Here is a 26,832-nt window from a genome sequence, read left to right as displayed (position 1 = left end):
GGCCTTGTGAGCAACCCGGCCGAGCCTCAGACCAACGATCCGATCGCGCTTCAGGCGATGCTCGCGGCGGAGCGCGCCGAGAACGAGCGGCTGCGCCAGATCATCAGGAACTGCAGCGCCACCGCTTCGGCCGCAGGGCAGAGAGCCTGCCGGTCGACCAGCTGCTGCTGGGCCTGGAAGAGGCCGAGCAGGTCGAGGCGGAGGGCTTCGCCGCAGAGGACACCGCCGATCCCGCCAAGCGCGAGGCTCGCGCCAGCAAGCGCCGCACCAACCGCGGTGCACTGCCCGCGCACCTGCTGCGTATCGAGCAGGTCATCGACATTCCCGACAAGATCTGCCCGTGCTGCAAGGGAATGCTGCACGTCATGGGCGAGGATCGCTCCGAGCGCCTCGACATCGTGCCGGCCCAATTCCGTGTCATCGTCACGCGCCGACCGAAGTATGCCTGCCGGAGCTGCGAGGAGGTCGTGGTGCAGGCGCCCGCAGCGGAGCGCCTCGTCGAGGGGGGCATCCCGACCGAAGCGACCGTCGCCCACGTGCTGGTGTCGAAGTATGCCGACCATCTTCCCCTGTATCGCCAGGCGCAGATCTATGCCCGGCAGGGCGTGAACCTGGATCGGTCCACGCTCGCCGACTGGGTCGGCAAGGCAGCCTTCCTGCTACGGCCGATCCACGAGCGGCTGTTCGAGCGGCTGAAGGCGTCCGGCAAGCTCTTCGCCGACGAGACCACGGCGCCGGTGCTCGATCCCGGGCGCGGCCGCACCAAGACGGGCCAGCTGTTCGCCTATGCGCGCGACGATCGCCCCTGGGGCGGGATCGATCCGCCCGGTGTCGCCTATCTCTATGCGCCCGACCGCAAGGCCGAACAGCCACTCCGGCACCTTCAGGGCTTCGTCGGAATCCTGCAAGTCGACGGCTACGCCGGATACCGGGCGCTGGCCGAGCGCAATGCCGTGAGCCTGGCGTTCTGCTGGGCGCATGTCCGTCGCCGGTTCTACGAACTGGCCCAGTCCGGACCCGCGCCGATCGCCACGGAGGCGCTCCAGCGCATCGCCGAGCTCTACAGGATTGAGAGCGAGATACGGGGACGCTCGCCCGAAGAGCGGCGCACCGCCCGCCAGGAGAGAAGCCGCCCCGTCATCGATACCCTCCAGCCATGGCTGCGCGAGAAGCTCACCCTGGTCAGCCAGAAGAGCAAGCTCGCCGAAGCAATCCGCTACCCGCTCTCGCGCTGGGCCGGACTTGGTCGCTTCCTCGACGACGGCCGCGTCGAGATCGACTCCAACGTCGTCGAACGCTCGATCAGGCCAATCGCCCTCAATCGGAAGAATGCGCTCTTCGCCGGTTCCGACGGCGGTGGCGAGCACTGGGCGACCATCGCCTCGCTCGTAGAAACCGCGAAACTCAACGGCGTCGACCCGTACGCCTACCTCGCCGACGTCATCACCCGCATCGTCGCAGGCCATCCGCAAAGCCAGCTCGACGACCTGCTGCCCTGGGCCTATGCCCCCGCGCCGCTCAAGGCCGTGGCCTGAGAACAGCGGTTACGATGTAAGTCTCGTCCGCATCCCATTTGCCGATCACGGAGCGCTTGCGCCGGTAAAGCGTTCCATCAGCAGCGGCGCGAAATGAACGACCCAGCGATGGATCGTCGAATGACCGACACTAATGCCACGCCCGCCATCATTTCTCGAAGATCGCGTAGGCTCAGTCCGTAGGCCAGACACCCGCGAATGCAGAGCAAGATCACGGATTGGTCGAAATGGCGGCCTTTGAACATCTCAACTCTTCGGGGAACACCGGAGCCCAATGCCGTGCGCTTGGTTACCAAGAACTTTGCAACACATTCCTCTCAGGCGGGTTTTCGCTGACGTAAACCGACGTACCGAGCTGCCGACCACGTGGTGTCTCGATCCCGAGCAAACAATACTGTCGACCAAATTGTCACCTATCGAACAGAAGCGAAACGGTACCCAGCCAGCAGAAGCGCGACGCAAAGGTGCGCCGGCCCGAATTGAGTATCAGCGCAGCTACGTCCTCAAGATGGTACGTCGCTTGCACGGTCAATTTTGGGAAGCCGTTGTGACGGTCTCTCCAGACCCAACGGAGATGACGATGGCAATTGGTCCAGAATTACTGAATTGCTCGGCGCGACTGAAGATTTCGGCTAAGAGCTGCAGGCGCAGCGTGCCGAGGCAGGGGGGTAACGATGTCGCAAGCTGAGGTAGAACGATTCGTCGACGATCTGGCGAAAGACGGTAATCTGCTCGAAAAGGTAAAACCGAATGCTACGGGTCTCGCATCGATTGTGGCTATAGCAAAGAGCCACGGCTACAATTTCACGCTCGATGAGGCTAAGAGTTACATTCAATCGCGAAGCCCACGCGAGTTAACCGACAAGCAACTCGATGCGATTTTCGGCGGCAAGCATGATCCCAACGTTGCGACCTCGACCAAGGTTGCGCAGACCGCTGTGGTCGTTACCACCGCTGTGGAGGCAGCGGAAGCAGCTACGACTGTCGCAGAGGCAGCCGAAGCCGTTGTAGTCGTCGCTGCGGTCCTGATCTAACCGCTCACTTTAGAGTCTGAGCGCATCCACCCGTGCTCGATGAGACGTGTGAAGAAAACTTAAAATCAGGCCACTCGCGAGAAGCGATCGTGGGATCGCTTTTGGCAGCTGGCCTGCGAAACGCCGCATCAAGAGGCCGTCCGTAACGTCATGACGCACGCTGCAACCGAACACTACCGACAGATCTTTGACCGACGCACTCCCGGACAACTTCGTACGCTAGCACACATCAAGCGCTTCATGGAGCGCCTGGTCGGCGACATGGCGTTCCGCACCGCGCTTTCGGAGAACGGCGACAACCCTCGAACGGTCACTGAGCGCTACGGCATCGAAGTTGACCCGATGGAGATGCTGCCGCTCTGGCGCAATAGCTACCTGAAATACCGCTTCGAGCCGGAATGTGCGTCGTGGCCGCTGGCTGTGATGTGGGACGAGTATATGCGCGAGATGTTGCGCCATCGCGACATGCTGCGCGCCGAGGGCGAAATGTCGATGGTCAACCCCCGCTTCCATGCGTGGCGAGAGCGCCAAATCCGCCGCTGCAACGGCGAATTGGGCGGATCGGCACCGTCGGTCACGCACCCGGTCATCGCTTTCGAGCTGAGTGAAGGCTGCACCGTCGGTTGCTGGTTCTGCGGCCTATCGGCCGACCGGTTCAAGGGCTATTATGAGTATAGCGAGGAGCATGCCGAGCTTTGGCGCGGCGTGGTCGGTGTCGCGAGCGAGATGTTTGGTTCGGCAGCCCGCACTGGTTTCTGCTACTGGGCCACAGATCCGATCGATAATCCGGATTACGACCGCTTTCTGTTCGACTACTATGAAATTACGGGCGCATTGCCACAAACGACCACGGCCGCCCCGCTCAAGGATCAGGCACTCACCAGGCGCGTGCTCGAACTGTTCAAACGCTACCGTGGCGTGACGAATCGTTTCTCCGTGCTAAGCACGAACCACCTCAATCAGATTCACGCGGCTTTTTCGCCCGAGGACCTGATGGGGGTCGAACTCATCCTGCAGGGCAAGGAGGCGCTGACCGCAAAGGCTTTCGCCGGGCGCGCGCGCGCGCGAAAGGAAAAACTCAGGGCAGCCAACAACGACGATGCAATTGAGTTGCTCGAGCGCGATCACACGACGATCGCCTGTGTTTCGGGCTTCCTCGTAAATATGCGGCAAGGACGTTTACAACTGGTGACGCCGGTACCGGGTAGCGAACGCTGGCCTCTCGGTTACCGCATCGTCGACGAACGTTTCTTCAGCACGCCCGACGAGTTCCGGGAAGGGCTGCAGTGCATCATCGACGAGCATATGTTCGAAAGCCCACCTGCGAACCTGCCGATCCGCTTCCGCGGAGATCTGCAATACGAGGCCGGGAACCGGCACTTCCATCTCCGCTCACGCAACATTGAACACCGGATAGATGATGATGTCGCTCCGATCTCCGTTGGCGATCTCATCGCGTGCGGCGACTGCACATCGTCGGAGTTGGTCTTGCGCGTCATAGCTGACGGAGCGAGCGCCCTTGCAGTCGCCGATCTGCTCGATCAGTTATACGCGGCCGGGGTGATCGAAGAGGACCTCGACGACAGCTTCGCCGGGCAGACCAGCGAGAGGACGACGAGCCGCATCGAAGCGGGCAAATACGCGGCCTCCCGCACGGGCGTCGACCATGCCGATGCGACCTGAGATACTGGGCTACGTCCGTCTAAAGGACGTACGGCATCTTACCTATCCGGCAGTGTGGACTGCGGTGACAAGCCATTTCGCAGCCACGGTCCGCAGCGTCGCGGCGCGCACAACCGACGTGACAGCAGGACTTGCCTTGGCCGTGCCAGGCTCTTCCGGGCAGTTCGAATTCCTTTCGGTCTACGTCCTGCCTATGTTCCGCCGAACGGGCTTTGGCAGTTCCATGCTGGACGCGATCGAAGGGGAGTTCCGCGGTCTCGGCTTCAGGCTAGGCTCATTTCCTGCGCGTCCGCGAGCACAAGCAGGACGCCGCATGCTTTTTCGTGAAGAACGACTGGACCCGACCCATGGTCAACAAATTGGTCTGCCACACGACCGTGCCGCTCACGTTTGAGACGCCATGGCTTGTCGAGGCGCGCTTGCCGGCCCGCTACCGCATCGTCGGCCGGCGGTCGCTTGGCGCCGACCAGCGAGCGATGATCCGGGATTTCGACGAGCCCGGCGTGAATGACGACGTCTATCCGGTCATCTACGAGGAGGAAAGTGACCCGTACATGAGCCTGGCGCTGGTTGATGCCGAGGGCGGAGCGGTCCGTGGCTGGGCGATCCACCCAACGGCTCCACTCCGACACATTGCGCTGGACCTGCTCGTTCATCCGCGCCAGTCTTCAGGCAATGGACTTGATACGGCCAATGTGGCTCGAAATAGCGCGCCTCCGGTGCGCTTTTCCCGAACTGGTCAACAGCACGTTCACCGTTCCGGTCATGGAGCCGCATGGCTTGCTTGCACTCCATCGCATGAAACCACGGCTGAGCCAGCTCAGCCCATGCCTGGATCAAAATGAAAAGAGTGGCATGACATGAGCGCCGATGTGCCGATCGTCTTGGTCAACATGCCGATGTCGGCAATTGAACGGCCGTCATTGGCGCTTGGTCTGCTGAAGTCAGCGCTGACCCGGGCCGGACTGCGATCCAGGATAGCGTATGCCAACATCTGGTTCCTGGAATACGTCGGCCTCGCCGACCATAATCTGCTTGAGAGTTCTCTCCCTGAGGATGCGCTTGTTGACTGGCTGTTCGCAGGCATCGCTTTTCCCGACTACGAAGCAGACCACGACGTCTTCCTCGACCGGTATTTCGAGCGCAATCCGATACACAACGGTTTGGCCGAGCGTCGTGCCCATCTCCTCGAGCTGCGCTCGCTCATCGGCGGCTTCATCGACTGGACAGCCGACAAGATACTGGAGCAAGGGCCGGCCATGGTTGGGTGCACCTCGACTTTCGCCCAGCATGTTCCCTCACTCGCGTTGCTGCGCCGACTGAGCGGTCGCTCACCGGCCCTAGTGACTCTCATGGGTGGCGCAAACTGCGAATCGGTCATGGGGCGTACCACTCACGCGCGTTTCCCGTGGGTTGACTACGTTGTGTCGGGCGAGGCTGACGGACTGCTCGGCGCGCTGTGTTGCGACATCCTCAATCACGGAAGAGCCATTCCGCCGGCTGACCTGCCATTCGGCGTTTTCGGCCCAGGGCATCGCGAGGCCGGCTATCCCGCTACGTCGATGGGCGACCTGGTGCCCCGCGCAGTGGTCGAAAACATGCATGACCTGCCGCTACCCGATTTCTCTGACTATTTTGCCGAACTCGGACGATCGCTCTACGCCGACCGCGTCTATCCGGGGCTGCCGATGGAGTTCTCTCGCGGCTGCTGGTGGGGGCAGCGCAGCCCCTGCACGTTCTGCGGGCTGAACGGCGGATCGATTACCTATCGCCAGAAACCGGCCGGGCAGGCCGCAGAGGAGATGATAGAGATGTCGGCGCGCTACGGCTCGTCGCGCATCGAAGCGGTGGACAACATTCTAGCCATTGACTACCTCGAAAAGACCCTGCCTCGCCTCACCGCCCTACCCGACAAGCTTGCGATCTTCTTCGAAGTCAAAGCCAATCTGAAACGCCATGAAGTCGAGAAGTTGGCTGCCGCGGGCGTCCGCTGGATCCAGCCAGGTATCGAGAGCTTGGATACCCGTGCTTTGAAGCTGATGGGCAAGGGAACGACGTCAGCGCACAATGTTCAGCTCTTGAAATGGTGCCGCCAGTATGGCGTGCGGGTCAGTTGGAGCATGCTGTGGGGCTTCCCCGGCGAGAGCGACGCCTGGTATGCGGAAATAGCCTCCTGGCTGCCGTTGCTGCATCATCTCCAGCCAGGACGTGCGGTTCGGTTGCGCTACCAGCGCTACAGCCTCTATCATCGCGCAGCCGACAAACATAGGCTGAAGCTGCGCCCAGCCGTCTCTTTTCGCTACGTCTATCCGCTCTCGGAGGCCGATCTCGCGAATCTGGTTTACTACTTCGACGACAGTGAAGACAACGATGTCGGCGGCCATTTCGCTGCGCGCGCCGCGAACCGTCGTCCGGGGCTGCATGCCGTTACCCAGGGTATCGATTCATGGCTGAAAGCCTGGAACGAGCCGAAGCTGCCGATGCTGTCGATGCGCGACAGCGGCGACGAGATAACGGTCGAGGACACGCGCGCCATAGCAGTGGACCGTGAACACCGGGTCAAAGGCCTGGCGCGCGAAATTCTTTTAGCTGCTGACGAAGGCATGCCAGACGCCCGCCTGCGCGAACGGCTGAGCACGCCGAATGTGATGCAGACCGAGATTAACGGGGCGATAGCCGACATGATCGCTCGCAAGCTGGTCGTGCGGCTGGATGCGCGGCTGGTTGGGCTCCCGCTCTGGAATCCATATACGCCAATGCCCGCGCCGACCGCGTTTCCGGGAGGCTATTTCGACCGACGTGTCAGGCCTGTGAGTGCCGCCACGTGAATGAGGACAGCTGCGATTGCATATCCGCAGGGCGACAGCCCGTTGGTGTTCTCAGCTGCTTGGGGAGAGAAAATGCTGAACCCTGTGACGACGAGCGCAGAGAGCCCACGTGCCCTTCGTGATCCTGAGCATTTGAACCAAGCGATCCAACTCACATCGCGGTCGACGTGGATTCTGTTTGTTGCGCTCGCGCTTTGCGTAAGTGGCGCGGTGGCTTGGGGGTTTGTTGGCCGGCTCGCCTTCCATGCCAAGGGTCAAGGCGTTATTCTGCTCGATCGTAGCGTCGTTGCCGACGTGGTAGCCCGGACAGGGGGCACAGTCGCGCAAATTCACGTCAAACCCGGGGACACGGTCACCCGCCGCGATCTTCTGGTCACGGTTAAGCTCGACGAGGTCGCGGAGCGCCTTGAGCAGGCGCGGATCGCTGTCCAAGCGCAACGCGGGGAGTCTGAAAATTACGATAAGACTTCCCATGCAGATGTGGAGCGGCGCAGGCAGACTCTCCACCAAGAGATTTCATCGCTGAAGGCCAGCCTTGCGGATGCAGAGAAGAACCGCCAGATGATTCAAGGCCTGTACGAGGCCTTTGTGACGGAAGTGAAGCGCGGTTTTGCCACCCGCATCCAGGAACAGCTTGAGTTCGGCCGCCTCATCGACGTGCAGCGCTCCATCCGTCAAATGACCGACCAGATTCAGAAGTTACAGACTGAGGAGATCGAATTCGAAGACTTGGTTCATCGCAGCCGAACCGAACTGCGCATAAAGGTGATCGATGCGGAAGCCAGCTACCGTGATCTACAGGTGCAGTTCGAGGTCGGCTCCGCGATCCGCAGCCCGGTCGACGGCACGGTCAGTGAGATCACAACCTACCCCAATGCGACGGTTGCCGCTGGAATCAACCTGATCACGGTCGAATCCAGTACTTTGGAGAGACGCATGATCGTTCACGCCTACTTGCCGATCGACCAAGGCAAGCGCGTGGTTGCGGGCATGCATGCACTTATCAGTCCTTCGTCCATCGATGAACAAATCTACGGGTCGATCAAGGGCCAGGTCAGCCAAGTGAGCCTGCTGCCGGTGTCCCGGGGCGACCTGCTGGCCGTTCTCGGTAACGAGGCGCTCGTCGACACCTTGATGGGCGCTGGCGCTCCGGTGCGCATCGAGATCGAGCTTGAGGCAGATCCGGATACAACGGACGGCTTACACTGGACATCTGCCGCCCGTCCACTGACAGAGGTGACGCCCGGCACGACCGCCGCCGTCAATATTGTAGTGGACCGCGTCACCCCTCTCTCTCTTGTGCTGCCCATCGTGCGGACATGGGCGCATCTGTGACCAGCCGTGAGTTCACCCTGCGGCTGCGGCGGGCTGTCGCCACGCCAACAGTGTTGCAGATGGAGGCGGACTGCGGCGCTGCGGCGCTGTCCATGGTCCTGGGGTATTTCCACCGTTTTGTCCCGTTGGACGAACTGCGCCAAGCCTGCGGCGTCTCGCGTGACGGCGCGCGCGCCAGCAATATAGTCAAGGCCGCGCGGGACTATGGCCTAGAGGCGCGCGGGCAGCAGCTCCCGATTGAAGCGCTCAACTCCCTTGCGCTGCCATTCATCGCCCACTGGTCGGCCGACCACTTCGTCGTCGTCGAAGGCCGGTTAGGTCGCGGTATCCGGATCAACGATCCGGCCCTCGGCCGACGCATCGTCGGTCACCAAGAATTCTACGAAAACTATTCGGGCGTCGCGCTAGAGTTCAAGCGCGGATCCAATTTCAAACCAGGCGGCTACAGGCAGGGTATGCTGCGGACCCTGTTCGGCTGGACATCTGGGTCAAGAGCCGCGCTCGTAGTGATGGCGGCCACAACCGTCATGCTTGCGCTGCCGTCGATTCTGCTCCCTGCGCTCATCAAAGTGTTCGTCGACGAGGTCCTAGTACGCCGATTCGACACCTGGCTGTTTCCCATCATCGTGGCGCTGCTGTTTGGAGTCGCACTGGAGGCCACTGTCACTTGGCTGCAACAGCGCGTGCTGATGCGTCTACAGCTGAAATTGGCAGTGATGATCGGTGCGCGCTTCCTGTGGCACGTCCTGCGCCTCCCGCTGCTGTTCCTTACGCAGAGCCAGCACGGCGACATCGTCAGTCGCGCCCACTCGGCCAATCAGCTTGCCATTCTGGTTTCCGGTCCCCTGCCGACAGCGGCCACCCAGTTGGCAATGGTGATTGTCTATGCAGGTGTGATGGCGGCCTACAGCCTCCCACTCACCATCGTCTCGATTTTGCTGGTGGCCTGCAACGTCGCTGCTGTCGCACTTGTGCGCCGCAGATTGAAGGACGGCAACATGGTCATCCTCAATATCAGTGCAAAAATAGCCGCCGCCGCGATGTCCGGCCTTCAGTCGATCGAGACCATTAAGGCCATGGGCTCCGAGTCGGATTTCTTCCGTATTTGGTCGGGCTACCAGGCGCACGCGGTGAACCAGTTCCAGTCGCGCGAACGCATTTCCCTGTCGCTGGGGGCGGCGCCGACCCTGCTCGGGCAGATCATGACGGCAATGGTTCTCTGCTTCGGCGCGGTCCTGATCATCTGGGGCGAGATGACCATAGGTGGTCTACTGGCGTTCCAGATGCTGCTCGGCAGCTTCATGAGTCCCTTGCAGCAGATCGTCAACCTCAGCCTTCAGCTTCAGGAGGCAAAGGGCCACTGGGCGCGGCTCGAGGACGTCCTTGCGGCGAAGAGCGATCCGCTGATCGAGGGGCATCCGGCGAAGGCGGCAGCACCGGTTGCGGAACCGCCCCGACAACTCTCCGGGCGAGTCGAGATAGCTGACCTAAGTTTTGCCTACGGCGCCTTCGACTTGCCCGTACTGCACGACATCAACCTAAAGGTCGAGCCGGGGCAGCGCGTCGCCTTCGTGGGTGGCAGCGGGAGCGGCAAGTCGACCCTGGTTCATCTTCTGCTCGGTCTCTACCCCCCGCGCTCGGGAAGCGTGCTCTACGATAACTACCCGGTTGCCGAGGTGCCCCGCGACGTCTTCACCTCGAACGTCGCTTGGGTGGATCAGGACATCCGCCTGTTCGAGAGCACAATTCAAGACAACCTCGCCTTGTTCAATCGTGCTACCGCCCCGCGTTCGATCGTGCGCGGGGCGCGGGACGCTTGTATTCACGAAACGATCCTGGGACGTCCCGGCGGATATGAGGGCATGCTGAGCGAGGGGGGCACCAATCTGAGCGGTGGCCAGCGCCAGCGCCTCGAGATTGCCCGCGCCCTGGCCCGCAACCCAACGATTCTCGTGCTGGACGAGGCGACTGCCGCGCTGGATGCCGTCACCGAAGCGCAGATCGACCATAACATGCGGCTGAGGGGCATGACATGCTTTATTGTTGCCCAGCGGCTCAGTACCATTCGTGACTGCGATCAGATCTTCGTGTTCGAGAATGGCACCATCGTGGAACGAGGCACGCATGAAAAGCTCAAGGCGGCCAACGGCGTCTATGCCGCCCTTGTGAGGGCTGGATGAACATCGTCGACGTCCTCCTCAATAATAGCGCCAAACTCAATGCGATCATTACGCTGAGCTGGAAGGCACCCGGATCGACGCTCGCATCGGCGCTGGGCATTGCCGGACAGCGCCGGATTGTGGGCGGAAACAACACGCTCGATGTCACGACAGTGGACCGGATATGGCTCGTGCTTTCGGGATCCGTCGAAATATTTCTTGTGGACAGATACGGTCGGTACCCGTTTCTGTCAGTCGAGGCGGGTGGGCTAATCGATTCCCTGCCGGCCGGCGATGAGTTCCGCTTCATTGGCGTGCCATCAGCCGACACTGAGATCGTCGAGACGACGCGCAAGGCGCTGTGGGAGCTTGCGTCTAACGTGGAGGCCCGGCCGGCGCTCGAACAAGCCCGGAACGGCTGGCTTGCGTTGCTGGCCCCATGGCAGGCCAGGACATCTAGCCAAGACCCAGGCTTGGCACTTGCCGAAAGAGCCGTAAGGGCGGCTATCGCCAGCCGTGCAGGGGAACTTGCCCAAAACTCCGCGGCGCATGAAGCGTCACGTCTCGCGGCGGAAGGCGATTTCGCCACGGAGTTGGGCAACCTCGTTGATCTGATAAGCATCAAAACTGCGGTCGAAGGCAGTGAGGAAACCGAGACGATCGGCACGATCGCCGCTCGCGTGGCACGTGCGCTCGGCCATCCGGCGCTGCCGCGGCGTCGCAATAAGATTACGCCACCCCCGCTGGCCCGGGCCATCGACGAGATCGCTCGGGACAACCACCTACAGTATCGGGAACTGATCTTGGAGGGCCGTTGGTGGGAAGGCGACCTCGGCCCACTGCTAGCGACCGTGGGACCCGAATCCGCACCCTGCGCGCTGATCCGCTCCGGCAATCGCTACCTGTGTTACGGCCGTGGCGCCCCGCAGGCAGTGGATGCCAAGACCGGCGCAACGATCAACCGCACCGCCTACGCCTTCTACATCCCGCTTCCTGACGGCATGCTAACCGGTTGGCGCCTCCTGCGCTTCGGCCTGCATAACTGCCGTGCCGACGTGCTCGCCATCATCGCTACGATGGTTCTGACCGGCTTTTTCTCACTCGCCTCCCCGATGGCCCTCGGCTGGCTGCTGGACCCCATCATTCCAGATGCCGAACTCGACCAAGTCGGCGTGATCAGCGGCCTGCTGCTGTTGTTAGCGCTCGGCATGACCAGCACAAATCTCGTGGAGTCGCTGAGCGGCCTGAGATTGGAGGCGCGCGCGGACAACCGCATCCAGGCCGCTGTGTGGATCAAGCTCCTCAACCTGCCGGTGCCATTCTTCCGCGGCTTCACGGCGGGCGACCTCGCCAGTCGCGCCGATAGCATCAACGTCACCCGCAAGCTGATCAGCCGATCAATCATGACGGTCTTCTCGGGCGCTGTGTCGATGATCTTCAGCGTCGGCCTGATGCTCTACTTCGAATGGCGCGTGACCTTGCTACTGGTGCTCGTCTCGGTGCTGTTCGCCGGCGTTGCCTATCTGATCGGCAAGAGCATCCTGAGCTACAATTTCGAATCGCTCGAGCTGTCGGGAAAGCAGCAGGGCACTGTCCTGCAGCTGCTGGGCGCTATCGCGAAGTTGCGGGTGGCCGGCGCCGAGCGCGAGGCGTTCCTCGTTTGGCTCCGCACCTACCGGCGCACGGTGACCCTCAGCCTGCGGCAGAGCATCCTGAGCAATTGTCTCTCTATTCTGCGATCTGGCTTCGGACCGCTGCTGACCGTGGTCGTGCTGGTTGTTCTGGGTGCGCACAGCGGAAACCTGTTCGCCTTCTTCCGCTCGACCAACGACCCGCGTCCCTATACGCCGCTGATGTCGGTCGCCGAGTTTGCGAGCTTTAACGTTGCTCTTGGCCAGTTCGTCAGCGCAGTCATGTCGCTGACCCGCGCGTCGCTGTTCATCGTCATACTGCAAGCCTACTTCCAGCGTGTCCGTCCGATCCTCGAGGCGAAGGAGGAACGGATCGGTCAGGGCAGCCAGTTCTCGCGGGTGAGCGGCGAGATCGAGCTGCGCGACGTGCGTTTCCGTTATGCGCCGGACGCGCCGCTTGTTCTGAAGGGCCTGTCGATGCGCATCCCGGCCGAGCGGTTTGTCGCCTTGGTCGGCTCATCCGGCGCTGGCAAGTCGTCCATCATCCGACTCTTGCTGGGCTTCGACGTTCCCGAGTCGGGCAATATTTATCTCGACGGTACCGACCTCCGCTTTGTCGATCTCCGGGATATGCGGCGTCAATACGGCGTCGTGCTGCAAAACGGCCGCCTGCTAGCAGGCTCAATCTACGACAACATTGCAGCCGGCCTCCCGCTTTCCGAAGACGAGGCGATGGAAGCACTGCGTATTGCCGCCCTCGATGATGTGGTCAAGGATCTCCCCATGGGGCTACACACCGCCATCGCCGAGGGCGGCATGACATTCTCCGGAGGCCAGCGCCAGCGGCTGTTGATTGCGCGCGCCGTTACACGCAAACCGCGCGTCGTGATCATGGACGAGGCCACCAGCGCGCTCGACAATGTCACGCAGCGTCGCGTCATGGACAATCTGCGCAGCCTCCAGTGCACCCGGGTCGCCATCGCTCAGCGGATGTCAACCCTGGAGTCCGCCGACCTGATCTACGTTATCAATGACGGCCGCATAGCTGAAAGCGGCAGCTATCTCGAGCTGTTGCAGAAGGGGCGGATTTTCAAGCGGCTCGCACAACGCCAGCTTCTCTAAAAGGGACCGGAACAAGAACTGTTCCCAGCAACACGCGGCCATTATGGTTCTGTCGCAAACTTTTCGGAAAGGTCATTTGCTGCATAACGCTTGCTCTTTTTTCCGGGTTTTGTCATGTACAAAGGCCGCCATTTTGATCGATCCGTGATCCTACTGTGGGTTCGCTGGTATCTTGCCTACAATCTCAGCCTGCGTGATCTGGAAGAGATGATGGCCGAGCGCGGCATTCACGTCGACCATTCCACCGCTGGGTCGTGCAGTTCTCGCTTGAGCTGCTGGACCGATTCAACCGGCGCAAGCGGAGCGTCACTGGAAAAGTACGCCTCCGGCGGAGGCCGCCTTGCGGGAGGATGGCATGGTAGCGAGGCTGCGCTCTTAAGGTCGTCCTTACCAGCGTAGTTAGCAGCACAGCATGAGCCATGTGACGTTATTGACCGGGCCGGAGCGGCGGCGTCGTTGGAGTGAAGAGGATCAGTGCCGGATACTGGCGGCGGCATTCGCGCCCTTGTCCACGGTGGCGGCGGTAGCGCGTCAGTACGATGTCGCGACCAGTCTGATCTATAAGTGGCGCCGCACGCTGAGAGCCCGCGAAACGGGCTTTGCCGAAGTTATCGTGGTTCCCGATGAGCCTGTCGCCTCTTCGGTGCCGGCGGCGCCCCCAGCGGTGATCGAGCTGGAGATCCCGGCAAGGTGCGTCTGCGGATTCCGCTGACCACGCCGCCGACACTGGCGGCGGCGAGGGTGAGGGCGCTGGGCGTTTCATGATCCCGGGTGCGTCGAGCGACGCGCGAGTTGCGGGTAACGTTCCGCGGCGGCCGAGACCGCAAGTTTAAGGCGCTGGGTGACGTTCGAACGCGCCATGCATCTTCCGCCTCGGTTGCGCGAGCACAAGAAACTCGCTCTACGCCAAGCCGCATGACCACCACTCCGGCAGCGGGCGTGCCTTGGATTCCGAACTGCAATCTATCCAGCGGGTTTACTTGGATACGCCCCCTAACCGCGGGCATCATCCACGCCGTGACTGCCCATCGTAAGCGATCATGCACGTGGCTGAGCGTAGATCTCAGCCTGGGATCATCCTCGAAGCCGGCTCGATCTCCCTTCTCAATTCACATGCGCGAGTCAGCATCGGGATGGCGCTTTCAGTGGCATGTAAGGCGGTTGCGGCTCGGCAACTCGGACGCCTTTCTAGAGAGAGCAAAGCGTCGGGTCACAGACATGTTTGTCCCAAGACAAGGACGACCTTCATCGCTACAGGAACTTGCGGCTCACTGGAATGAAGATGCAGTCCGTCCCACCTTGGAAGACGTTGACGGATATCTTTGCGCCATTCGTTTTGCGAGAGAGCACAGCCTGACCATTAGTGAAAATGCCGCGGCTTCGCAAAGAGCTCCAATAACGTTGGCAGGAACGCGACTTTCCAGAATGGCAGCTTAATGCGATGCAAAGCACGACATAGTCCGGCATCAATGTCTCCGCTTGGAACCGCCGGCCTACTTGCCACGCCGGCCGGGCGCTGGTCTGGCAAGTGGGCTTTCCGTTTGCCAATGCGTTCGTTCCCGGCCCTCACGGGGCGGCGAGTCCCTGCCGTGAGCGCCTCACCCGCGAGGCTACATGGCGGCCGTGGAGATTACCTCAGCAGCGGCGCCCGATCGGAAACCTTAGCACCTCCGCGCTTTGGCGTGGCTGCTTGAACTCTTCGACGGCAACCGCCTCAATTAGCAGGTCCAAGGCTTCGCGGCCCCTTTGACTCATCAGGTCATCCCCACAAAGGTAGTCATACGCTCGATCTAAATGCACTCGGGCGGCGGAAAAATCGCTTGTCATATCATAGAACCTCTCTACCCGCCCGCATTGCCGTCTACGAGGTGAAGGTAGTGCAATCGTCAATATATACAGACAAATTTGAATTAAATCGGTGATGATCATGGAGGGCGAGTCCCCTGACATGATGCCGCCATGGAGCCCGCCGACGACCACTCGCTGGCGCTCGGTCGGTCATAAATGCCGAGCACCCCGTCCCGAGACCACCTCTGACCTCCCTCCTACGATGCTAGACGCGTGGAAGACATGGCTGCGCCGCCGCTGCCAGAAAGGCGTGTCCCATCGCGCGACGGCTGCATAGTGGGCAGCCAGGGCCGGGAGGTAGTCGGCAAAGCCGCGTGTGGCGATTGTTGCATAGCGGGCGCAGGCGAAATCGCCACGCCCGTCCAGCATGTCCGATGCCGCGTAGCCCGCCAGGATGCCTGAGCGGAGTGCATGCACGATCCCGCGTGATGACAGTGGATCGGCACAGAACAGGCAGTCGCCCGCCGCGACCCAGCGGTCACCGGCGGCCGGAGCGATCGTTGCGGTTCCCGCCGCCTTGATCATGCTGGCGGTCTCGATTGCGTTGGGCGGCACGAGCGGCGCGACGGACTGCGTTGCGGCTAAAGCGCGGTACCAATGTCCGGCTTCGCGCAGTTCGCTGCCCAGATCCGGATCGGTGAGGCACGCGACCACACGGCGCTCGTCCGGCAGGTCGGCGCTGTACCACCAGCCTTCGGGACGCGCCTCGACAACCATGCTGCAACCGCCCGGCGCGCGGTCGAAAAAGCGTGTATAGGCGGCAAGATGTCCGTGCACCGTGAGCTTGGCGCCGAAACATCGCGCCAGCCTCTAACTGCGACCGGTCGCCCAAACCACGGCGCGGGCAACGATATCTTCATCGGCCAGCTTGAGCAGCCAGCCTTGATCGTCGCGTACTGCCGAACCCACGGCCGAGCCAAACCGCGTGTCCACACCTGCCCCCTTGGCCGCCTGTACCATCAGCCGGTCGAATCGCGTCCGGTCGAGCCGCCAGCCGGCACCTTGAGCGGAAAACATGCCGTGCCGCTCGCTGGGAACTTCATTGGCCCACACCGAAACAAGCCCACGATTTTCAACGAAGCCGACCTCGGCGAACGGCGTCCAGACACCAAGCTGACGCAGCAGCCCATTCGCTACTGCCGGCAGCACCTCTCCCGTCTTTGACGGATCATGCCTTCCTGCTTCCAGCAACAGCACGCTCCGCGCGGGTGCATCGTTGCCAACGCCAGTCCGGATGTGGTCGCCGCCGAACGTGATCGTCTCAGCGAGCTGGCGGGACAAAATGCCAACCTCAAGATAGCGTTGGCCCGGATCAGCGAGGCGGACTGAGGAAGACTTTAAATTCAAAAGGTGACACGCGGCAATAATCGCGTGCCGCTGCAGCCCCAGGCTCCGCTTCACCGGGGGGACCGATCGGTCGCACTCGCAGCCTGGGGTTCTTCTCTGCCACCCATCATCGAATTTTGGTGGATTGTCCGTCTCCCGCACCGGTTGTAGCGCGATAGACAAGAATCGCGTTTTCTGTGCCGGCCGGGCTTCAATGACGGGGATGGCGAAAAGCTGAGTGCTCGGGCTTGCGGGCCGAGCTTGTCGGTCGCTCGATGGAAAGTGTCATCTGAGGCGCTTCCTCTCCCGCGTGCAACTGGAAGACACGCTCGTCCAGTTCCTTGTCCACTTCCGTCAGACGATGATTGAGGCGAAGGTAGTCCGTCCAGGTCGGCGTGCGGAACGTTTCCGTCCAATGCATAGGCTTCTGCAAGTTCCGCTGGAGCGTCCAATTCCGAGCACCGACCCGGCTGTGTACATGACGCCGCTGCCGCATGAGGTCGAGGAAAGCCTCGAGATTTCTCTCGGCTATCACATATTCGACCTTGACCACGATCGGGCCGCTTCTCGGCTTCAGATTGAGAGCGACAGCCGGGGCATCGAAATCCTCCAGAGGATCGGGCTCTGAGTCGCGGCGCTCGCGAAGAGGAAACAGAACGCCGGCTGCAGCGACGAACATCAGGGAGGCAGCGGAACCCTCCAGCGCCAGGGCCAGCGAATGGTTTTCGGCCACCGTGCCCCACACCCAGCTGCCGAGCGCGATGCCACCATCTATCAAAGCATAGTAGATCGAGATGGTGCGCCCCACGACCCAGCGCGGGCTTGCCAGCTGCACGCTCACACCGACCCCTGACCAGGCGGTGACCCAGCCCGCGCCGCCCAAAGCGAGTGCAATTGCCGCCACCCCGATCGAAGTTGTCAGTGCCAGGCAAAGTGAGCACGCCGCGCAGGCGACGCAGGAGAGCCTCATCAGCCGCTCCTGCGACAAGCTCCGTCTGAACAGGCTGTTGGAGAGGCCAGCGAAGACGGCTCCGGTCCCGAAGCCGGCCATGAGCGCGCCATAGGCGAGCGGGCCTCCTCCCAGCTGATCGCGGACAACCACCGGCAGCAGCGCGAGTATGGCGATGCTCGCCAAGCCAAAGAGGGTTCCGCGCGCGATCGCGGCCTTGATTTCCGATGACATCGCCGTGAAGCGCAGCCCGTCATAGATCGCCGTCCTCATCGACTCGCGTGGAAGAGGGGAGGAACGAACCTTCCACTTGCAGCGCCAAATAGTGGCCAAGGGTACGAAATAGGTGAGCGTGGTCACCGCGAATGCCGCCATAAGGCCAAACGAGGCAACTACAATGCCGCCGAGCGCCGGGCCCACAGTCCGGACGGTATTGAATCCAACAGAAAGCAGGGTGACGGCAGCGGGAACATCTCGTCGATCCACAATATCGCCAACCGACGCTTGCCAGGCCGGATCATTGAGAGCACCGCCGCTTGCGATCAAGAAGCTGAAGCCGAGGATCATCCACGGACTGACAAAGCCCAGCGCCACCGATGCGGTCAGCATCGCGGAGGCAGTCACCATAAGGCACCGACCGGCGAACATCACCCTGCGCCGGCTGAAATTGTCAGCGAGAGCCCCGGCGAAGACAGACAAGACGAAGGCGGGCAGGTTCGATGAAGCCTGAACCAACGCAACCATCAGATCGGAAGTCGAGATCGTTGCCATCAGCCAGCTGATGGCAACAGTCTGCATCAACCAGCCGAGGCTTGAAACCTGCGTGGCGAGCCAGATCGAGCGAAAGGTGGGCTGCAGAAGTGGCCCAAAGGTCGTTGGTGCAGCCAAATCTTCGTTTGATCCAGCCACCCTACTCATTTTGCGATCCTTTGCTTTCCGTTATTGTCGCTTCCCATGTAATCTAGGCTGAACCGTGGCGGCTGGAAGAATAGATGGACCCATTTGTCTCCGACGATGTGGCCACAGTTCCTCCTGACCAGTGGTCCGGCGGCCGAGACGCAGAAATGGGCCGGCTCACTCGCCTTCGACGACATGTTGGTGAGCCGGAATTCACATGTCATTTGAGGCATCATGCTCGTTCGACGCGCTGCCGAGCGATTTTTCGCGAACGTTACCCTGTTCTTTTGTTGGAAACTCACTCATCAGCGGCGTTCGATGCTGAATGTGGCTTCCGAAAGTGAGGACGCTTGCAGATCTTTGACAGGATCAGTTCCCTGATAGATGCAGACGATTGCCAGGCCGCGATCGAAGACGCGCGCGCCCTGCTCCTTCAGTTCGGACAAAAGTCTGATGCGCTCACACATGCGATCGACGAGTTTCTGCTCGACCTGATGACATTGGCTTTCATCGTCGAATGTTACGGACGCGGCTTTGAACTTTTGGCGCGAACGCTTGCCCGTAGAAGGCTGGCGAAGGTCAGACTGTTGTCGGGAGGGGTCGGCCGGGCAGAACGGGTTCCAAAGCCTGATAGCTGAACCGGCGATCGAGCCGCGTTCTATTAACGACGTGGCGACCGCCAAAAAAAGGGCCATCGGAAAACCGAGGCCCTTTAGGAGTAAAGTCCAAACCTTCAGAGGGGAACAGCTGATACGATGGAAAGGGAGGAAACCATCGCGTGCATCAGCTGTAAGCTTAATGGCTAAAAGTTGTGCATTGCGCAAACACTTTGTGCAATGCAGCTATGCAGTAACGCAAAGCCTCAAGTTGCAAGATCGAGTTTGGAAATGTTTGCTGCTCGTACGGTGATGGGCGAGATCCTTAAGCGTATGTACGGCGGCATGATGGACGCTTGCAAGCATCCAGACAAGATTATCGCGAAGCTAAAATAAGAGGTTCGATCCAATCGGCGATGCTCAATAGCCGCGCCATTCTGGCTCAGCCGGGCGTTACATCGCCTCGCCAAGTTGAGGATGTATTGGTCGCGAGCAGCCGCGCGCCAATTTGGAACCCACGACCATATGCAACGATTGGGCACTGTCCGAAGAAGGCCGAGAACGGTTGAAAGTGCGCTAGATGGAGATATTCTGAATTGGAACGGCGGCCTGGTTCATCGCCAAAACGAGACATGGATGAAAAGCAGATCGCGCCCAATGCCTGATCCAACCATTGCAACGGAAGTCCCCTGGTCGGAAAGCCTAACCGCATATGAGGACAAGCATTTCGAGCTCTATTTGAAGCTCATGGACGCTTGCGCCGACAGTGCCAGCGAAGAGGAGATGGCGCTGGATGTACTGGGTATCGATCCGGTCAAAGAGCCAATTCGCGCCCGTAAGACCCTTCGCAGTCATCTCAAACGGGTGCTCTGGTTTATGCATGAGGGCCATAAGGAACTGCTTCCAAGCCGGCCGCCTCAATAACTGCGGCGCCGAACAAGGTTGCCCGAGAGATCAGGTGGCGCCCTCGGGGGATGCGAGGACACTTGAAAGCCGCAATCGGGTTATCATCTCCATACTGCGTGTGTTCGGCTCCGCACGGCAAGTGCCCTTGAGTCGAGGAGGAATGCACATGAAGAAGAAAGTTCATCTGGAAGCCTGCTGACCGATCCCTTGGGGCCCATAATCGGGTCCCAAGTTGTTCCCGACGAGCGTTGCGAGGGGCGGATGCAGGACCAGCCGGAAATCGAGCCCGGGCGTGAAACGAAGTCAACAGGTGCGAGGTTCGGCCTGCTGGGTGTGGCTGTGTTGGACGTAGGCGCCTTCATCTGGACCGGCTTCGGCGAAGGCATCCAGCAGGGCACGTCCAACGTCGTTCGGACTGTCATCGACAAGAGCATGCAGCGCCTTGGGCTCGGGCAAGCCCCCAACGCTCTTACAGAGGGCGAGTGGTATCTCTCGGTGTACTACGGTCCCGACTTTACGGATGTCACCCCCGTCGGCCTGGGGCACCCCTTCAAGCTGACATTCACGTCGGCCCCGGATTTGTCTGGCACCTACGAGAACGTTGCAGGGAGCGGCTCGGTAAGCGGCTTTGAACGACCCGGTCAACTCGTAATGACCTACTCCGGAGCAGATGGGATGTCCCATGGAGTTGCCATTCTCCAAGACATTCAGACCCACCTTTCTTCCAACAACGTCGAGCATGATTACCTGGGAGCCGTTTTGGTCCACGCTTGCTATAAGGCGGACACCCAGCAGTGCGATGCCGCCAAATCGCAATATAAATTCTGCAGGGCGATTTTGTCGAAAAACAGGGAACCCGACAAGGATCCTTCCCTCAAGGGTTACCTCGACGAACCATGTTCGGCTTTTCAGAACGATCTTAAGCTGAAGCTTAGCCCGACGGCACAGCTTTTAGGCACGAAGGCGCTCACCAGGGTCGCAGCTCAAAGAGAACGGCGCCCTTCGCCGGGGGCCGTCCGTTCCGCATCCCGCCTGACGGCGGCGCGTTGCTGATGCTCCTACGGCCGCCCCGTTGAGCCGGTCTCAGGGCCACGGTCTTTCTCCTGCACCGATCTGACTTGGTCCCGCTGGCGGGCATTTCGGTGCTTCCGTTTTGTACGCTCTTCTTTCTTGGGGCGCTTCGCGGCACGGCTGCGCCGACATGGATGTGCCTACCGGCACCTTTCCTATGTAGCGGGAAGAGAGGCGCGCGGCCCTCTCTCCCCACCCACTCAAACCGGCCTTTGCTTTGCTCCAGCACTGCGGGGCCAGATCCGGCGGCCCCCGCCGCGCTGAAATGCCTCGCTCCTGCGGCCTCACACTCGCCAGGAGGCACAAGTGCATCCCCATGCCTTACTGGCAGTGCGCTTCGCCGCAGGAAGAGTCCCGTTACTTTCCCGGCCTGGCAGGGCAGCCTGTCTCGGCGCCGCTGAATTCCGATCTGCAAAGCGGCCTCATCCCGTCACGCCCTGTGAAAAAAGGGCAGGAGGGCTACGCTTCCATTTCAGCGTCAGCCGCTGAACGCTTGAGCCGGCTCTACGGCTATTCGGCTGGGGTTTTCCGAAGCTTTTCTAACACAAAGAGCTTGCCCTGGCGCACGGCGTACTCGATTGATTGCGCCTTCGCCAGATGTGCCGCAATCGAGCTGGCCAGCATGCAGCCCGTCCCGCGCATCGATGCGGCAAGACGCGGCGTGTCAAAGCGGACTGGTTCGTGATCGGGGCGCAACAGAATATCGGTTGATTGCGGTCCCGATGCATGGCCGCCCTTGATCAGCAGAGCCCGCGCGCCGGCTGCCAGCAATTCTTGGCCTTGCCACACTACGCCGTCCTCATCCACTGCCCGCTCCGAGCCAACAAGGAGTGCCAGCTCGAAGAGATTGGGGGTGACCAGACGGCAAAATGGCATCAGATCGCATTTCAGGGCGGCGATGGCGCCGGCTTCCAGGAGCGCCCGGCCTGACGTCGACGCCAGCACCGGGTCGAGCACTGCCGGCACCTGCGGATTTTCGCGCAGCACTCCGGCAACCGCAATGACGATCTCCACCGTGGCGAGCATCCCGATCTTGATGGCCGCCACTTTGTTGGCCTGCAACCCCGCACGCATCTGACCGGCCACCAGACCGGGTTGCATAGAGTGGATTTCCATGACCGCATGGTGCGTCTGCACCGTTAGCGCGGTGACAGCAAGGCAGGTGCGCACGCCAATGGAAGAGATCGTCTCGATATCGCGTGCAATTCCAGCCCCACCGCTGGAGTCTGATCCGCCGACCACGAGCACATGCGGTTCTCGCCTCAGCGCCATGGCTTTGTCTTTTCGATCCATTCTCGCGTGCGCGCTTCGGGATCGGCATTCAATGTGATGTCGGTGACCACCGCCGCGCTGTCCGCACCAGCCTCGAAGACACTGTCGAGCCGGTCGGGGTTGAGGCCGCCGATGGCGACCAATGGGATCGGCGCCACCCGATGCTTCCACTCGCTGATCCGCTCGAGCCCTTGCGGCGCCCATTTCATCTGCTTCAGGATGGTGGGATAGATGGGGCCGAGCGCGATATAGTCGGGCTCGGCAGCGATGGCCGTTTCCAGTTCGAGATGATCGTGCGTGGAAAGCCCGAGCTTCAATCCGGCGTACTTAATCGCCAGCAGGTCGGCCGCAGCCAAATCCTCCTGGCCGAGATGGACGAAGTCGCAGCCTTCCTCGATTGCCGTGCGCCAATAGTCGTTGACGATCAGTTGGCAACCATGGACCGCGCAGACGCCGTTCGCGCGGCGGATTTCCGTCCGCAGCGTGGCCTCGTCCCTATCCTTGATGCGCAACTGAACCATCTTAACGCCAAGCGGCACCAGCCGTTCGATCCAGGCGGCGCTGTCGAGGATCAGGTAGAAGGGATCGAGCTTCATGAAAATACTGCCCTGCCGATGGTCGGTGTCGATGGTATGGCGACGTCGCGCGGTTCGAGCATTCCGGAGTTGAAAGCTTCACGACCGGCCTCGACCGCCTTGCCGAACGCGCGCGCCATGCCGACCGGATCGGCCGCCTTGGCAACCGCGGTGTTCAGGAGAACGGCATCAAAGCCGAGTTCCGTGACAGCCGCCGCGTGTGACGGCCGCCCGAGCCCTGCATCCACAATCAGAGGTACCTCAGGGAAATGTCCGCGCATCGAGCGCAGGGCCGGAATGTTGACCGGCCCGAGGGCGGAACCGATCGGTGCACACCAGGGCATCAAGACCTTGCAGCCCGCCGCAAGGAGCCGCTCGGCGACGACGAGGTCGTCGGTGGTATAGGGGAATACAGCAAAGCCGTCCTCGCACAGGATGCGGGCGGCTTCGACCAGGCCGAAAACATCCGGCTGCAGCGTGTCATGGTTGCCGATCACTTCGAGCTTGACCCAGTTCGTACCGAAGACTTCGCGCGCCATCTTCGCGGTCGTGACAGCTTCCTTGACGGAGTGGCAGCCAGCAGTGTTGGGCAGGATTCTGACGCCGAGCGATCGGATCAACGACCAGAATTTTTCGCCGGCCCTGCCGCCTGCCATCTCACGGCGCAACGAGACGGTCACCACCGCCGTGCCCGATGCCCTGACCGCATCGGCAAGGATGGCCGGCGAAGGATACTGAGCCGTGCCGAGAAGCAGGCGGGAGGCAAGCGACGTTCCAAGAAGGTCGAACATGCTAGCCTCCCTGCATGGGCGAGAGGATTTCGATCTGGTCGCCGTCGTTCAATTGGAATTCCGCCCGGTTGGCTTTGTGCACGAGGTCGCTGTTGACGGCCGTCGCCAGCCAATCGCCCTCATAGTCAAGCGCGGCAAGCAGCTCGGCCAGCGTGGTGGCGGCAACCTCATGCGCTTCGCCGTTGACCATCAGTTTCATGAGCAAGCTCCTTGGTTCTGTCTTGACTGAAAACCAGGTCGGCAGCCTGGCGCGCCATGGCGGGGGCGAGGAGAAAACCGTGACGATAGAGCCCGTTGATCGCGATGATTTCACCGTTCGTTTCGACGCGCGGCAAATTGTCGGGAAAGGCTGGGCGGACGCCGACACCGGTTTCAACGATCTCGGCCTCGCCAAAGGCCGGGTGGAGGGCATAGGCGGTACCCAGAAGCTCCATCATGGAGCGCGCCGTGATTGGTCCGGCGGACTGGCTTTCAATCATCGTCGCACCAATCATGAAACGGTGGTCGGTGCGCGGCACTGCGTACAGTGGAAAGCGCGGATGCAGCAGCCTGACGGGGCGCGACAGCGAGATATCAGGGGTACGCAGGATCAGTATTTCGCCGCGAACGCCACGCAACCTATCATCGGCGGCTGCCATTCCCGTGCAATCGATCTGGCGATCGAAACCAAAACCATGCTGGGCGTCGGCGCCGAAGTGGAATTCAACACCCGTGGCCGCGAGCTTGTCATGAAGTGCTGCCATCGTCTGGCGCGGATCAAGATGGCCCTCAGCGGCGAAGAGCAATCCGCGGCGGAAGCGGCCGGCTAAGTCGGGCTCCAGCAAGGCAATTTCATCTTCCTCGACGCGCCGATAGCCCGTCGTGCGGCTGGTGAACCGGTCGAGCTCGCCCGCATCGCGCGGCGAGGCCAAGACCAGCGTTCCCCGTCGTGCTACCAAGCCGGGCGTTGCGGCGTCCCACCAGTCGGCGGCGTCGCGTCCGAGATCCAGCACCGGCTGCTCGGCGCTTTCACGCTCGCACCACGGCGCCAACATGCCACCGGCGAACCACGACGCATTGCCCCCAAGGGCAGGCCTTGTCTCGGCAACGGTAACCGCCGCGCCGCGTGCGGCGAATTCGAAGGCGGCGGTGAGGCCGGCAACGCCGGCCCCTTTGACCAAGACTTTCATGATGGCTCACGTGGCTGAGGTATGAGCGGTGCGCCGGTCTCGTCCGCCGGCAGGTAGAGATCGCCGCCCTCGCGGTACTTCGCCGCCATCGCCGCCATGCCTTCTTTCTGCGCCTCGGCACGGATGTCGTGAGAGATACGCATGGAGCAGAATTTCGGTCCGCACATCGAGCAGAAATGCGCCACCTTGTGCGCCTCCTTGGGCAAGGTCTGGTCGTGGAAGGACCGCGCGGTTTCCGGATCGAGCGACAGGTTGAACTGGTCCTCCCAGCGGAACTCGAAGCGCGCGCGGGAAAGCGCATCATCCCTGACTTTCGCTGCCGGATGGCCCTTCGCCAGGTCGGCGGCGTGGGCGGCGATCTTGTAGGTGATCACGCCGATCTTGACGTCGTTGCGATCGGGAAGGCCGAGATGCTCCTTGGGCGTGACGTAGCAGAGCATGGCGGTGCCGAACCAGCCGATCATCGCGGCGCCAATGCCTGAGGTGATGTGGTCGTAGCCCGGCGCGATGTCGGTCGTCAGCGGTCCAAGCGTATAGAACGGCGCCTCGCCGCAGACAGCGAGCTGCTTGTCCATGTTCTGCTTGATCTTGTGCATCGGCACATGGCCAGGCCCCTCGATCATCACCTGGCAATCCTTCGCCCAGGCGATCTGCGTCAGCTCGCCGAGCGTTTCCAGCTCGGCGAACTGCGCCGCGTCGTTGGCATCGGCGATCGAGCCTGGACGAAGGCCGTCGCCGAGCGAGAAGGAGACGTCGTAGGCTCTGGCGATGTCGCAGATCTCCGCGAAGTGCTCGTAGAGGAAGCTTTCCCGGTGATGGTGCAGGCACCATTTGGCCATGATCGAGCCGCCGCGCGAGACGATACCCGTCACCCGGTCGACGGTCAGCGGGATGTAATGCAGCCGCACGCCGGCGTGGATGGTGAAATAGTCGACGCCTTGCTCGGCCTGTTCGATCAGCGTGTCGCGGTAGACCTCCCAGGTCAGATCCTCGGCAATGCCGCCGACCTTTTCGAGCGCTTGGTAGAGCGGCACCGTGCCGATCGGCACCGGCGCGTTGCGCACGATCCAGTCGCGGATGTTGTGGATGTTGCGGCCGGTCGACAGGTCCATCGCCGTATCGGCGCCCCAGCGGATCGCCCACACCATCTTTTCGACCTCTTCCGCCATCGACGATGTGACGGCGGAGTTGCCGATATTGGCGTTGATCTTGACCAGGAAATTGCGGCCGATGATCATTGGCTCGCTCTCGGGATGGTTGATGTTGGCGGGGATGATCGCCCGTCCGCGCGCCACCTCGTCACGCACGAATTCGGGCGTGACGAAATCGGGCAGCGTCGCGCCGAAAGCCTCGCCGTCGCGCTCAAGCTTGCCGCGCAGGATCTCGCGACCAAGGTTCTCGCGGATGGCGACGAACTCCATTTCGGGTGTGATGATGCCGGCGCGCGCGTAGGCAAGCTGCGTCACCGCCTTGCCTGCTTTGGCCCTGAGCGGTCGGTGGCGGATGGGAAATTCTGGCGTCAGGCGTTCGCCCGTCGCGAATCCGTTGTCCTCCGGCCGGACATGGCGGCCGTCGCAGACCTCGACATCGCCGCGCGCCAAGATCCATTCGTGGCGAAGCCGGGCCAGGCCTTTTTCGATGCTGGTTTCGACAGCCGGATCGGTATAGGGGCCCGACGGATCGTAGACGGTGACGGGCGGTTCGCCGGCTGTCGGATGGACGGAGATTTCGCGCATCGGCACCCTGATCTGCGGGTGGATGGCACCGGGCTTGTGGATCTTACGCGAAGCAGGCAGCGGTCCCGTTGAGACGGCTGGGGTGAGGGCATTCATCTTGAGGCTCCTTTGCTCATGCATTGGAGACCCAGTTCTGTGCCGGAAGGATGAAAAGACGCTTCTGTCGACCTGCCGAAACAGGACCTCGGGCGTGAACTCCCGCAGAGCGCTTGCACCGTCCCTACGCCAGTATGAACTGGATCAGGTTCAACGGGTCACTGCGCCGCGAAAGCCAGCAGTATCTCAGCCCCTTGCCGGGACTCCCCTGGTGAATGCCTCAAGTTGAATGGGCCGGCGTTGTCTTGTCAAGCGCATGTTCGTCCTGCGGCG

At 61.6% G+C, this 26,832-nt stretch carries 23 protein-coding genes, 3 pseudogenes and 1 riboswitch; of the genes and pseudogenes, 14 read left to right on the top strand and 12 right to left on the bottom strand.

Annotated elements, in window-relative coordinates; translation table 11 throughout:
* Positions 1-57: 57 nt before the first annotated feature.
* Positions 58-1,535 (top strand): annotated as a pseudogene (gene tnpC / locus NKI49_RS19455) (IS66 family transposase).
* Positions 1,536-1,548: 13 nt separating this feature from the next.
* On the opposite strand, the pseudogene NKI49_RS19450 reads toward tnpC, so the two are convergent.
* Positions 1,549-1,780 (bottom strand): annotated as a pseudogene (locus NKI49_RS19450) (IS6 family transposase); the annotation flags it as partial.
* Positions 1,781-2,209: 429 nt separating this feature from the next.
* Between NKI49_RS19450 and NKI49_RS19445 the strand changes: the two are divergent.
* From NKI49_RS19445 to NKI49_RS19395, 11 genes and pseudogenes are all read left to right on the top strand, one after another.
* The gene (locus tag NKI49_RS19445) at positions 2,210-2,569 is read left to right on the top strand and encodes a Nif11-like leader peptide family natural product precursor (protein WP_352606077.1); all 360 of its coding nucleotides are present in this window, start codon (positions 2,210-2,212) and stop codon (positions 2,567-2,569) included.
* Positions 2,570-2,719: 150 nt separating this feature from the next.
* The gene (locus NKI49_RS19440) at positions 2,720-4,252 is read left to right on the top strand and encodes a radical SAM family RiPP maturation amino acid epimerase (protein WP_352606075.1); all 1,533 of its coding nucleotides are present in this window, start codon (positions 2,720-2,722) and stop codon (positions 4,250-4,252) included.
* Positions 4,236-4,646: a GNAT family N-acetyltransferase gene (locus NKI49_RS19435; RefSeq protein ID WP_352606073.1), complete on the top strand. Its 411-nt coding sequence runs from the start codon at positions 4,236-4,238 to the stop codon at positions 4,644-4,646. Before NKI49_RS19440 ends, NKI49_RS19435 begins: the two co-directional genes overlap by 17 nt.
* The gene (locus NKI49_RS19430; RefSeq protein WP_352606071.1) at positions 4,600-5,097 is read left to right on the top strand and encodes a hypothetical protein; all 498 of its coding nucleotides are present in this window, start codon (positions 4,600-4,602) and stop codon (positions 5,095-5,097) included. The genes NKI49_RS19435 and NKI49_RS19430 overlap by 47 nt, the downstream gene beginning before the upstream one ends.
* A 15-nt stretch (positions 5,098-5,112) precedes the next feature.
* Complete coding sequence (locus NKI49_RS19425) at positions 5,113-7,080, top strand: RiPP maturation radical SAM C-methyltransferase (protein ID WP_352606069.1); 1,968 nt, start codon at positions 5,113-5,115, stop codon at positions 7,078-7,080.
* A gap of 72 nt (positions 7,081-7,152) precedes the next feature.
* A complete protein-coding gene (locus NKI49_RS19420) occupies positions 7,153-8,415 on the top strand; it encodes an NHLP bacteriocin system secretion protein (RefSeq protein WP_352606067.1) in 1,263 nt (420 codons plus the stop codon).
* The gene (locus NKI49_RS19415; RefSeq protein WP_352606065.1) at positions 8,412-10,595 is read left to right on the top strand and encodes an NHLP family bacteriocin export ABC transporter peptidase/permease/ATPase subunit; all 2,184 of its coding nucleotides are present in this window, start codon (positions 8,412-8,414) and stop codon (positions 10,593-10,595) included. Before NKI49_RS19420 ends, NKI49_RS19415 begins: the two co-directional genes overlap by 4 nt.
* Positions 10,592-13,327: an ATP-binding cassette domain-containing protein gene (locus NKI49_RS19410; protein ID WP_352606063.1), complete on the top strand. Its 2,736-nt coding sequence runs from the start codon at positions 10,592-10,594 to the stop codon at positions 13,325-13,327. Before NKI49_RS19415 ends, NKI49_RS19410 begins: the two co-directional genes overlap by 4 nt.
* A gap of 114 nt (positions 13,328-13,441) precedes the next feature.
* Positions 13,442-13,644: pseudogene (locus NKI49_RS19405) on the top strand (IS6 family transposase); the annotation flags it as partial.
* A 95-nt stretch (positions 13,645-13,739) separates the two neighbouring features.
* A complete protein-coding gene (locus NKI49_RS19400; protein WP_352606061.1) occupies positions 13,740-14,039 on the top strand; it encodes a transposase in 300 nt (99 codons plus the stop codon).
* Between the two features lie 203 nt (positions 14,040-14,242).
* Positions 14,243-14,764 (top strand): isopentenyl transferase family protein, encoded by a 522-nt coding sequence (locus NKI49_RS19395; RefSeq protein WP_352606059.1) that lies wholly within the window; start codon positions 14,243-14,245, stop codon positions 14,762-14,764.
* A 198-nt stretch (positions 14,765-14,962) separates the two neighbouring features.
* Here the strand turns inward: NKI49_RS19395 and NKI49_RS19390 are convergent, their stop codons facing one another.
* The 5 genes from NKI49_RS19390 to NKI49_RS19370 all read right to left on the bottom strand — a co-directional run bounded on the left by NKI49_RS19390 (position 14,963) and on the right by NKI49_RS19370 (position 19,042).
* Entirely contained in the window at positions 14,963-15,154 is a 192-nt protein-coding gene (locus NKI49_RS19390) for a hypothetical protein (RefSeq protein ID WP_352606140.1), read from the bottom strand.
* A 171-nt stretch (positions 15,155-15,325) separates the two neighbouring features.
* The gene (locus NKI49_RS19385; protein WP_352695723.1) at positions 15,326-15,952 is read right to left on the bottom strand and encodes an NAD(P)/FAD-dependent oxidoreductase; all 627 of its coding nucleotides are present in this window, start codon (positions 15,950-15,952) and stop codon (positions 15,326-15,328) included.
* Between the two features lie 33 nt (positions 15,953-15,985).
* Complete coding sequence (locus NKI49_RS19380) at positions 15,986-16,576, bottom strand: NAD(P)/FAD-dependent oxidoreductase (RefSeq protein WP_352695721.1); 591 nt, start codon at positions 16,574-16,576, stop codon at positions 15,986-15,988.
* Between the two features lie 136 nt (positions 16,577-16,712).
* On the bottom strand, positions 16,713-18,368 hold the full coding sequence (locus tag NKI49_RS19375) for an MFS transporter (protein WP_352606398.1): 1,656 nt from the start codon (positions 18,366-18,368) through the stop codon (positions 16,713-16,715).
* A 284-nt stretch (positions 18,369-18,652) separates the two neighbouring features.
* Positions 18,653-19,042, bottom strand: coding sequence for a hypothetical protein (locus tag NKI49_RS19370; protein ID WP_352606400.1), 390 nt, complete (start codon positions 19,040-19,042; stop codon positions 18,653-18,655).
* A 537-nt stretch (positions 19,043-19,579) separates the two neighbouring features.
* On the opposite strand from NKI49_RS19370, the gene NKI49_RS19365 reads away from it, so the two are divergent.
* Positions 19,580-19,867, top strand: coding sequence for a hypothetical protein (locus NKI49_RS19365; protein ID WP_352606402.1), 288 nt, complete (start codon positions 19,580-19,582; stop codon positions 19,865-19,867).
* 243 nt (positions 19,868-20,110) lie between these two features.
* On the top strand, positions 20,111-20,902 hold the full coding sequence (locus NKI49_RS19360) for a hypothetical protein (RefSeq protein WP_352606404.1): 792 nt from the start codon (positions 20,111-20,113) through the stop codon (positions 20,900-20,902).
* A 528-nt stretch (positions 20,903-21,430) separates the two neighbouring features.
* Here the strand turns inward: NKI49_RS19360 and NKI49_RS19355 are convergent.
* From NKI49_RS19355 to thiC, 6 genes are read right to left on the bottom strand one after another with little or no spacing between them, the layout of a single operon-like run.
* Entirely contained in the window at positions 21,431-22,192 is a 762-nt protein-coding gene (locus NKI49_RS19355; RefSeq protein WP_352538849.1) for a hydroxymethylpyrimidine/phosphomethylpyrimidine kinase, read from the bottom strand.
* Entirely contained in the window at positions 22,183-22,788 is a 606-nt protein-coding gene (locus NKI49_RS19350; RefSeq protein ID WP_352606406.1) for a thiamine phosphate synthase, read from the bottom strand. Before NKI49_RS19350 ends, NKI49_RS19355 begins: the two co-directional genes overlap by 10 nt.
* Positions 22,785-23,558: a thiazole synthase gene (locus NKI49_RS19345; RefSeq protein ID WP_352606408.1), complete on the bottom strand. Its 774-nt coding sequence runs from the start codon at positions 23,556-23,558 to the stop codon at positions 22,785-22,787. The genes NKI49_RS19350 and NKI49_RS19345 overlap by 4 nt, the downstream gene beginning before the upstream one ends.
* A gap of 1 nt (position 23,559) precedes the next feature.
* Entirely contained in the window at positions 23,560-23,757 is a 198-nt protein-coding gene (gene thiS, locus NKI49_RS19340; protein ID WP_352606410.1) for a sulfur carrier protein ThiS, read from the bottom strand.
* Positions 23,726-24,727 carry a glycine oxidase ThiO gene (thiO, locus tag NKI49_RS19335; protein ID WP_352606412.1) on the bottom strand — a complete coding sequence of 334 codons (1,002 nt, stop codon included), beginning with the start codon at positions 24,725-24,727 and terminating at the stop codon, positions 23,726-23,728. The genes thiS and thiO overlap by 32 nt, the downstream gene beginning before the upstream one ends.
* Positions 24,724-26,559 (bottom strand): phosphomethylpyrimidine synthase ThiC, encoded by a 1,836-nt coding sequence (thiC, locus tag NKI49_RS19330; RefSeq protein WP_352606414.1) that lies wholly within the window; start codon positions 26,557-26,559, stop codon positions 24,724-24,726. The genes thiO and thiC overlap by 4 nt, the downstream gene beginning before the upstream one ends.
* 103 nt (positions 26,560-26,662) lie before the next feature.
* Positions 26,663-26,779, bottom strand: a riboswitch (TPP riboswitch).
* Between the last annotated feature and the right edge of the window lie 53 nt (positions 26,780-26,832).

The sequence above is a fragment of the Mesorhizobium sp. M0587 genome (genome assembly GCF_040320945.1).
GTDB lineage: Bacteria > Pseudomonadota > Alphaproteobacteria > Rhizobiales > Rhizobiaceae > Mesorhizobium.
The sequence above is the reverse complement of the archived record's forward strand: the minus strand, read 5'-3'. Positions and strand labels throughout refer to the sequence as shown.

What these genes read in the sequence shown, in the direction of transcription:
- thiS (WP_352606410.1), bottom strand. Translation starts at nt 23,757, where the DNA reads ATGAAACTGATGGTCAACGGCGAAGCGCATGAGGTTGCCGCCACCACG.
- NKI49_RS19355 (WP_352538849.1), bottom strand. Translation starts at nt 22,192, where the DNA reads ATGGCGCTGAGGCGAGAACCGCATGTGCTCGTGGTCGGCGGATCAGAC.
- NKI49_RS19375 (WP_352606398.1), bottom strand. Translation starts at nt 18,368, where the DNA reads ATGAGTAGGGTGGCTGGATCAAACGAAGATTTGGCTGCACCAACGACC.
- thiC (WP_352606414.1), bottom strand. Translation starts at nt 26,559, where the DNA reads ATGAATGCCCTCACCCCAGCCGTCTCAACGGGACCGCTGCCTGCTTCG.
- NKI49_RS19390 (WP_352606140.1), bottom strand. Translation starts at nt 15,154, where the DNA reads ATGACAAGCGATTTTTCCGCCGCCCGAGTGCATTTAGATCGAGCGTAT.
- NKI49_RS19420 (WP_352606067.1), top strand. Translation starts at nt 7,153, where the DNA reads ATGCTGAACCCTGTGACGACGAGCGCAGAGAGCCCACGTGCCCTTCGT.
- NKI49_RS19345 (WP_352606408.1), bottom strand. Translation starts at nt 23,558, where the DNA reads ATGTTCGACCTTCTTGGAACGTCGCTTGCCTCCCGCCTGCTTCTCGGC.
- NKI49_RS19425 (WP_352606069.1), top strand. Translation starts at nt 5,113, where the DNA reads ATGAGCGCCGATGTGCCGATCGTCTTGGTCAACATGCCGATGTCGGCA.
- NKI49_RS19360 (WP_352606404.1), top strand. Translation starts at nt 20,111, where the DNA reads ATGCAGGACCAGCCGGAAATCGAGCCCGGGCGTGAAACGAAGTCAACA.
- NKI49_RS19430 (WP_352606071.1), top strand. Translation starts at nt 4,600, where the DNA reads ATGGTCAACAAATTGGTCTGCCACACGACCGTGCCGCTCACGTTTGAG.
- NKI49_RS19365 (WP_352606402.1), top strand. Translation starts at nt 19,580, where the DNA reads ATGAAAAGCAGATCGCGCCCAATGCCTGATCCAACCATTGCAACGGAA.
- NKI49_RS19350 (WP_352606406.1), bottom strand. Translation starts at nt 22,788, where the DNA reads ATGAAGCTCGATCCCTTCTACCTGATCCTCGACAGCGCCGCCTGGATC.
- NKI49_RS19435 (WP_352606073.1), top strand. Translation starts at nt 4,236, where the DNA reads ATGCCGATGCGACCTGAGATACTGGGCTACGTCCGTCTAAAGGACGTA.
- NKI49_RS19370 (WP_352606400.1), bottom strand. Translation starts at nt 19,042, where the DNA reads ATGGCCCTTTTTTTGGCGGTCGCCACGTCGTTAATAGAACGCGGCTCG.
- NKI49_RS19440 (WP_352606075.1), top strand. Translation starts at nt 2,720, where the DNA reads ATGACGCACGCTGCAACCGAACACTACCGACAGATCTTTGACCGACGC.
- thiO (WP_352606412.1), bottom strand. Translation starts at nt 24,727, where the DNA reads ATGAAAGTCTTGGTCAAAGGGGCCGGCGTTGCCGGCCTCACCGCCGCC.
- NKI49_RS19445 (WP_352606077.1), top strand. Translation starts at nt 2,210, where the DNA reads ATGTCGCAAGCTGAGGTAGAACGATTCGTCGACGATCTGGCGAAAGAC.
- NKI49_RS19410 (WP_352606063.1), top strand. Translation starts at nt 10,592, where the DNA reads ATGAACATCGTCGACGTCCTCCTCAATAATAGCGCCAAACTCAATGCG.
- NKI49_RS19395 (WP_352606059.1), top strand. Translation starts at nt 14,243, where the DNA reads ATGACCACCACTCCGGCAGCGGGCGTGCCTTGGATTCCGAACTGCAAT.
- NKI49_RS19400 (WP_352606061.1), top strand. Translation starts at nt 13,740, where the DNA reads ATGAGCCATGTGACGTTATTGACCGGGCCGGAGCGGCGGCGTCGTTGG.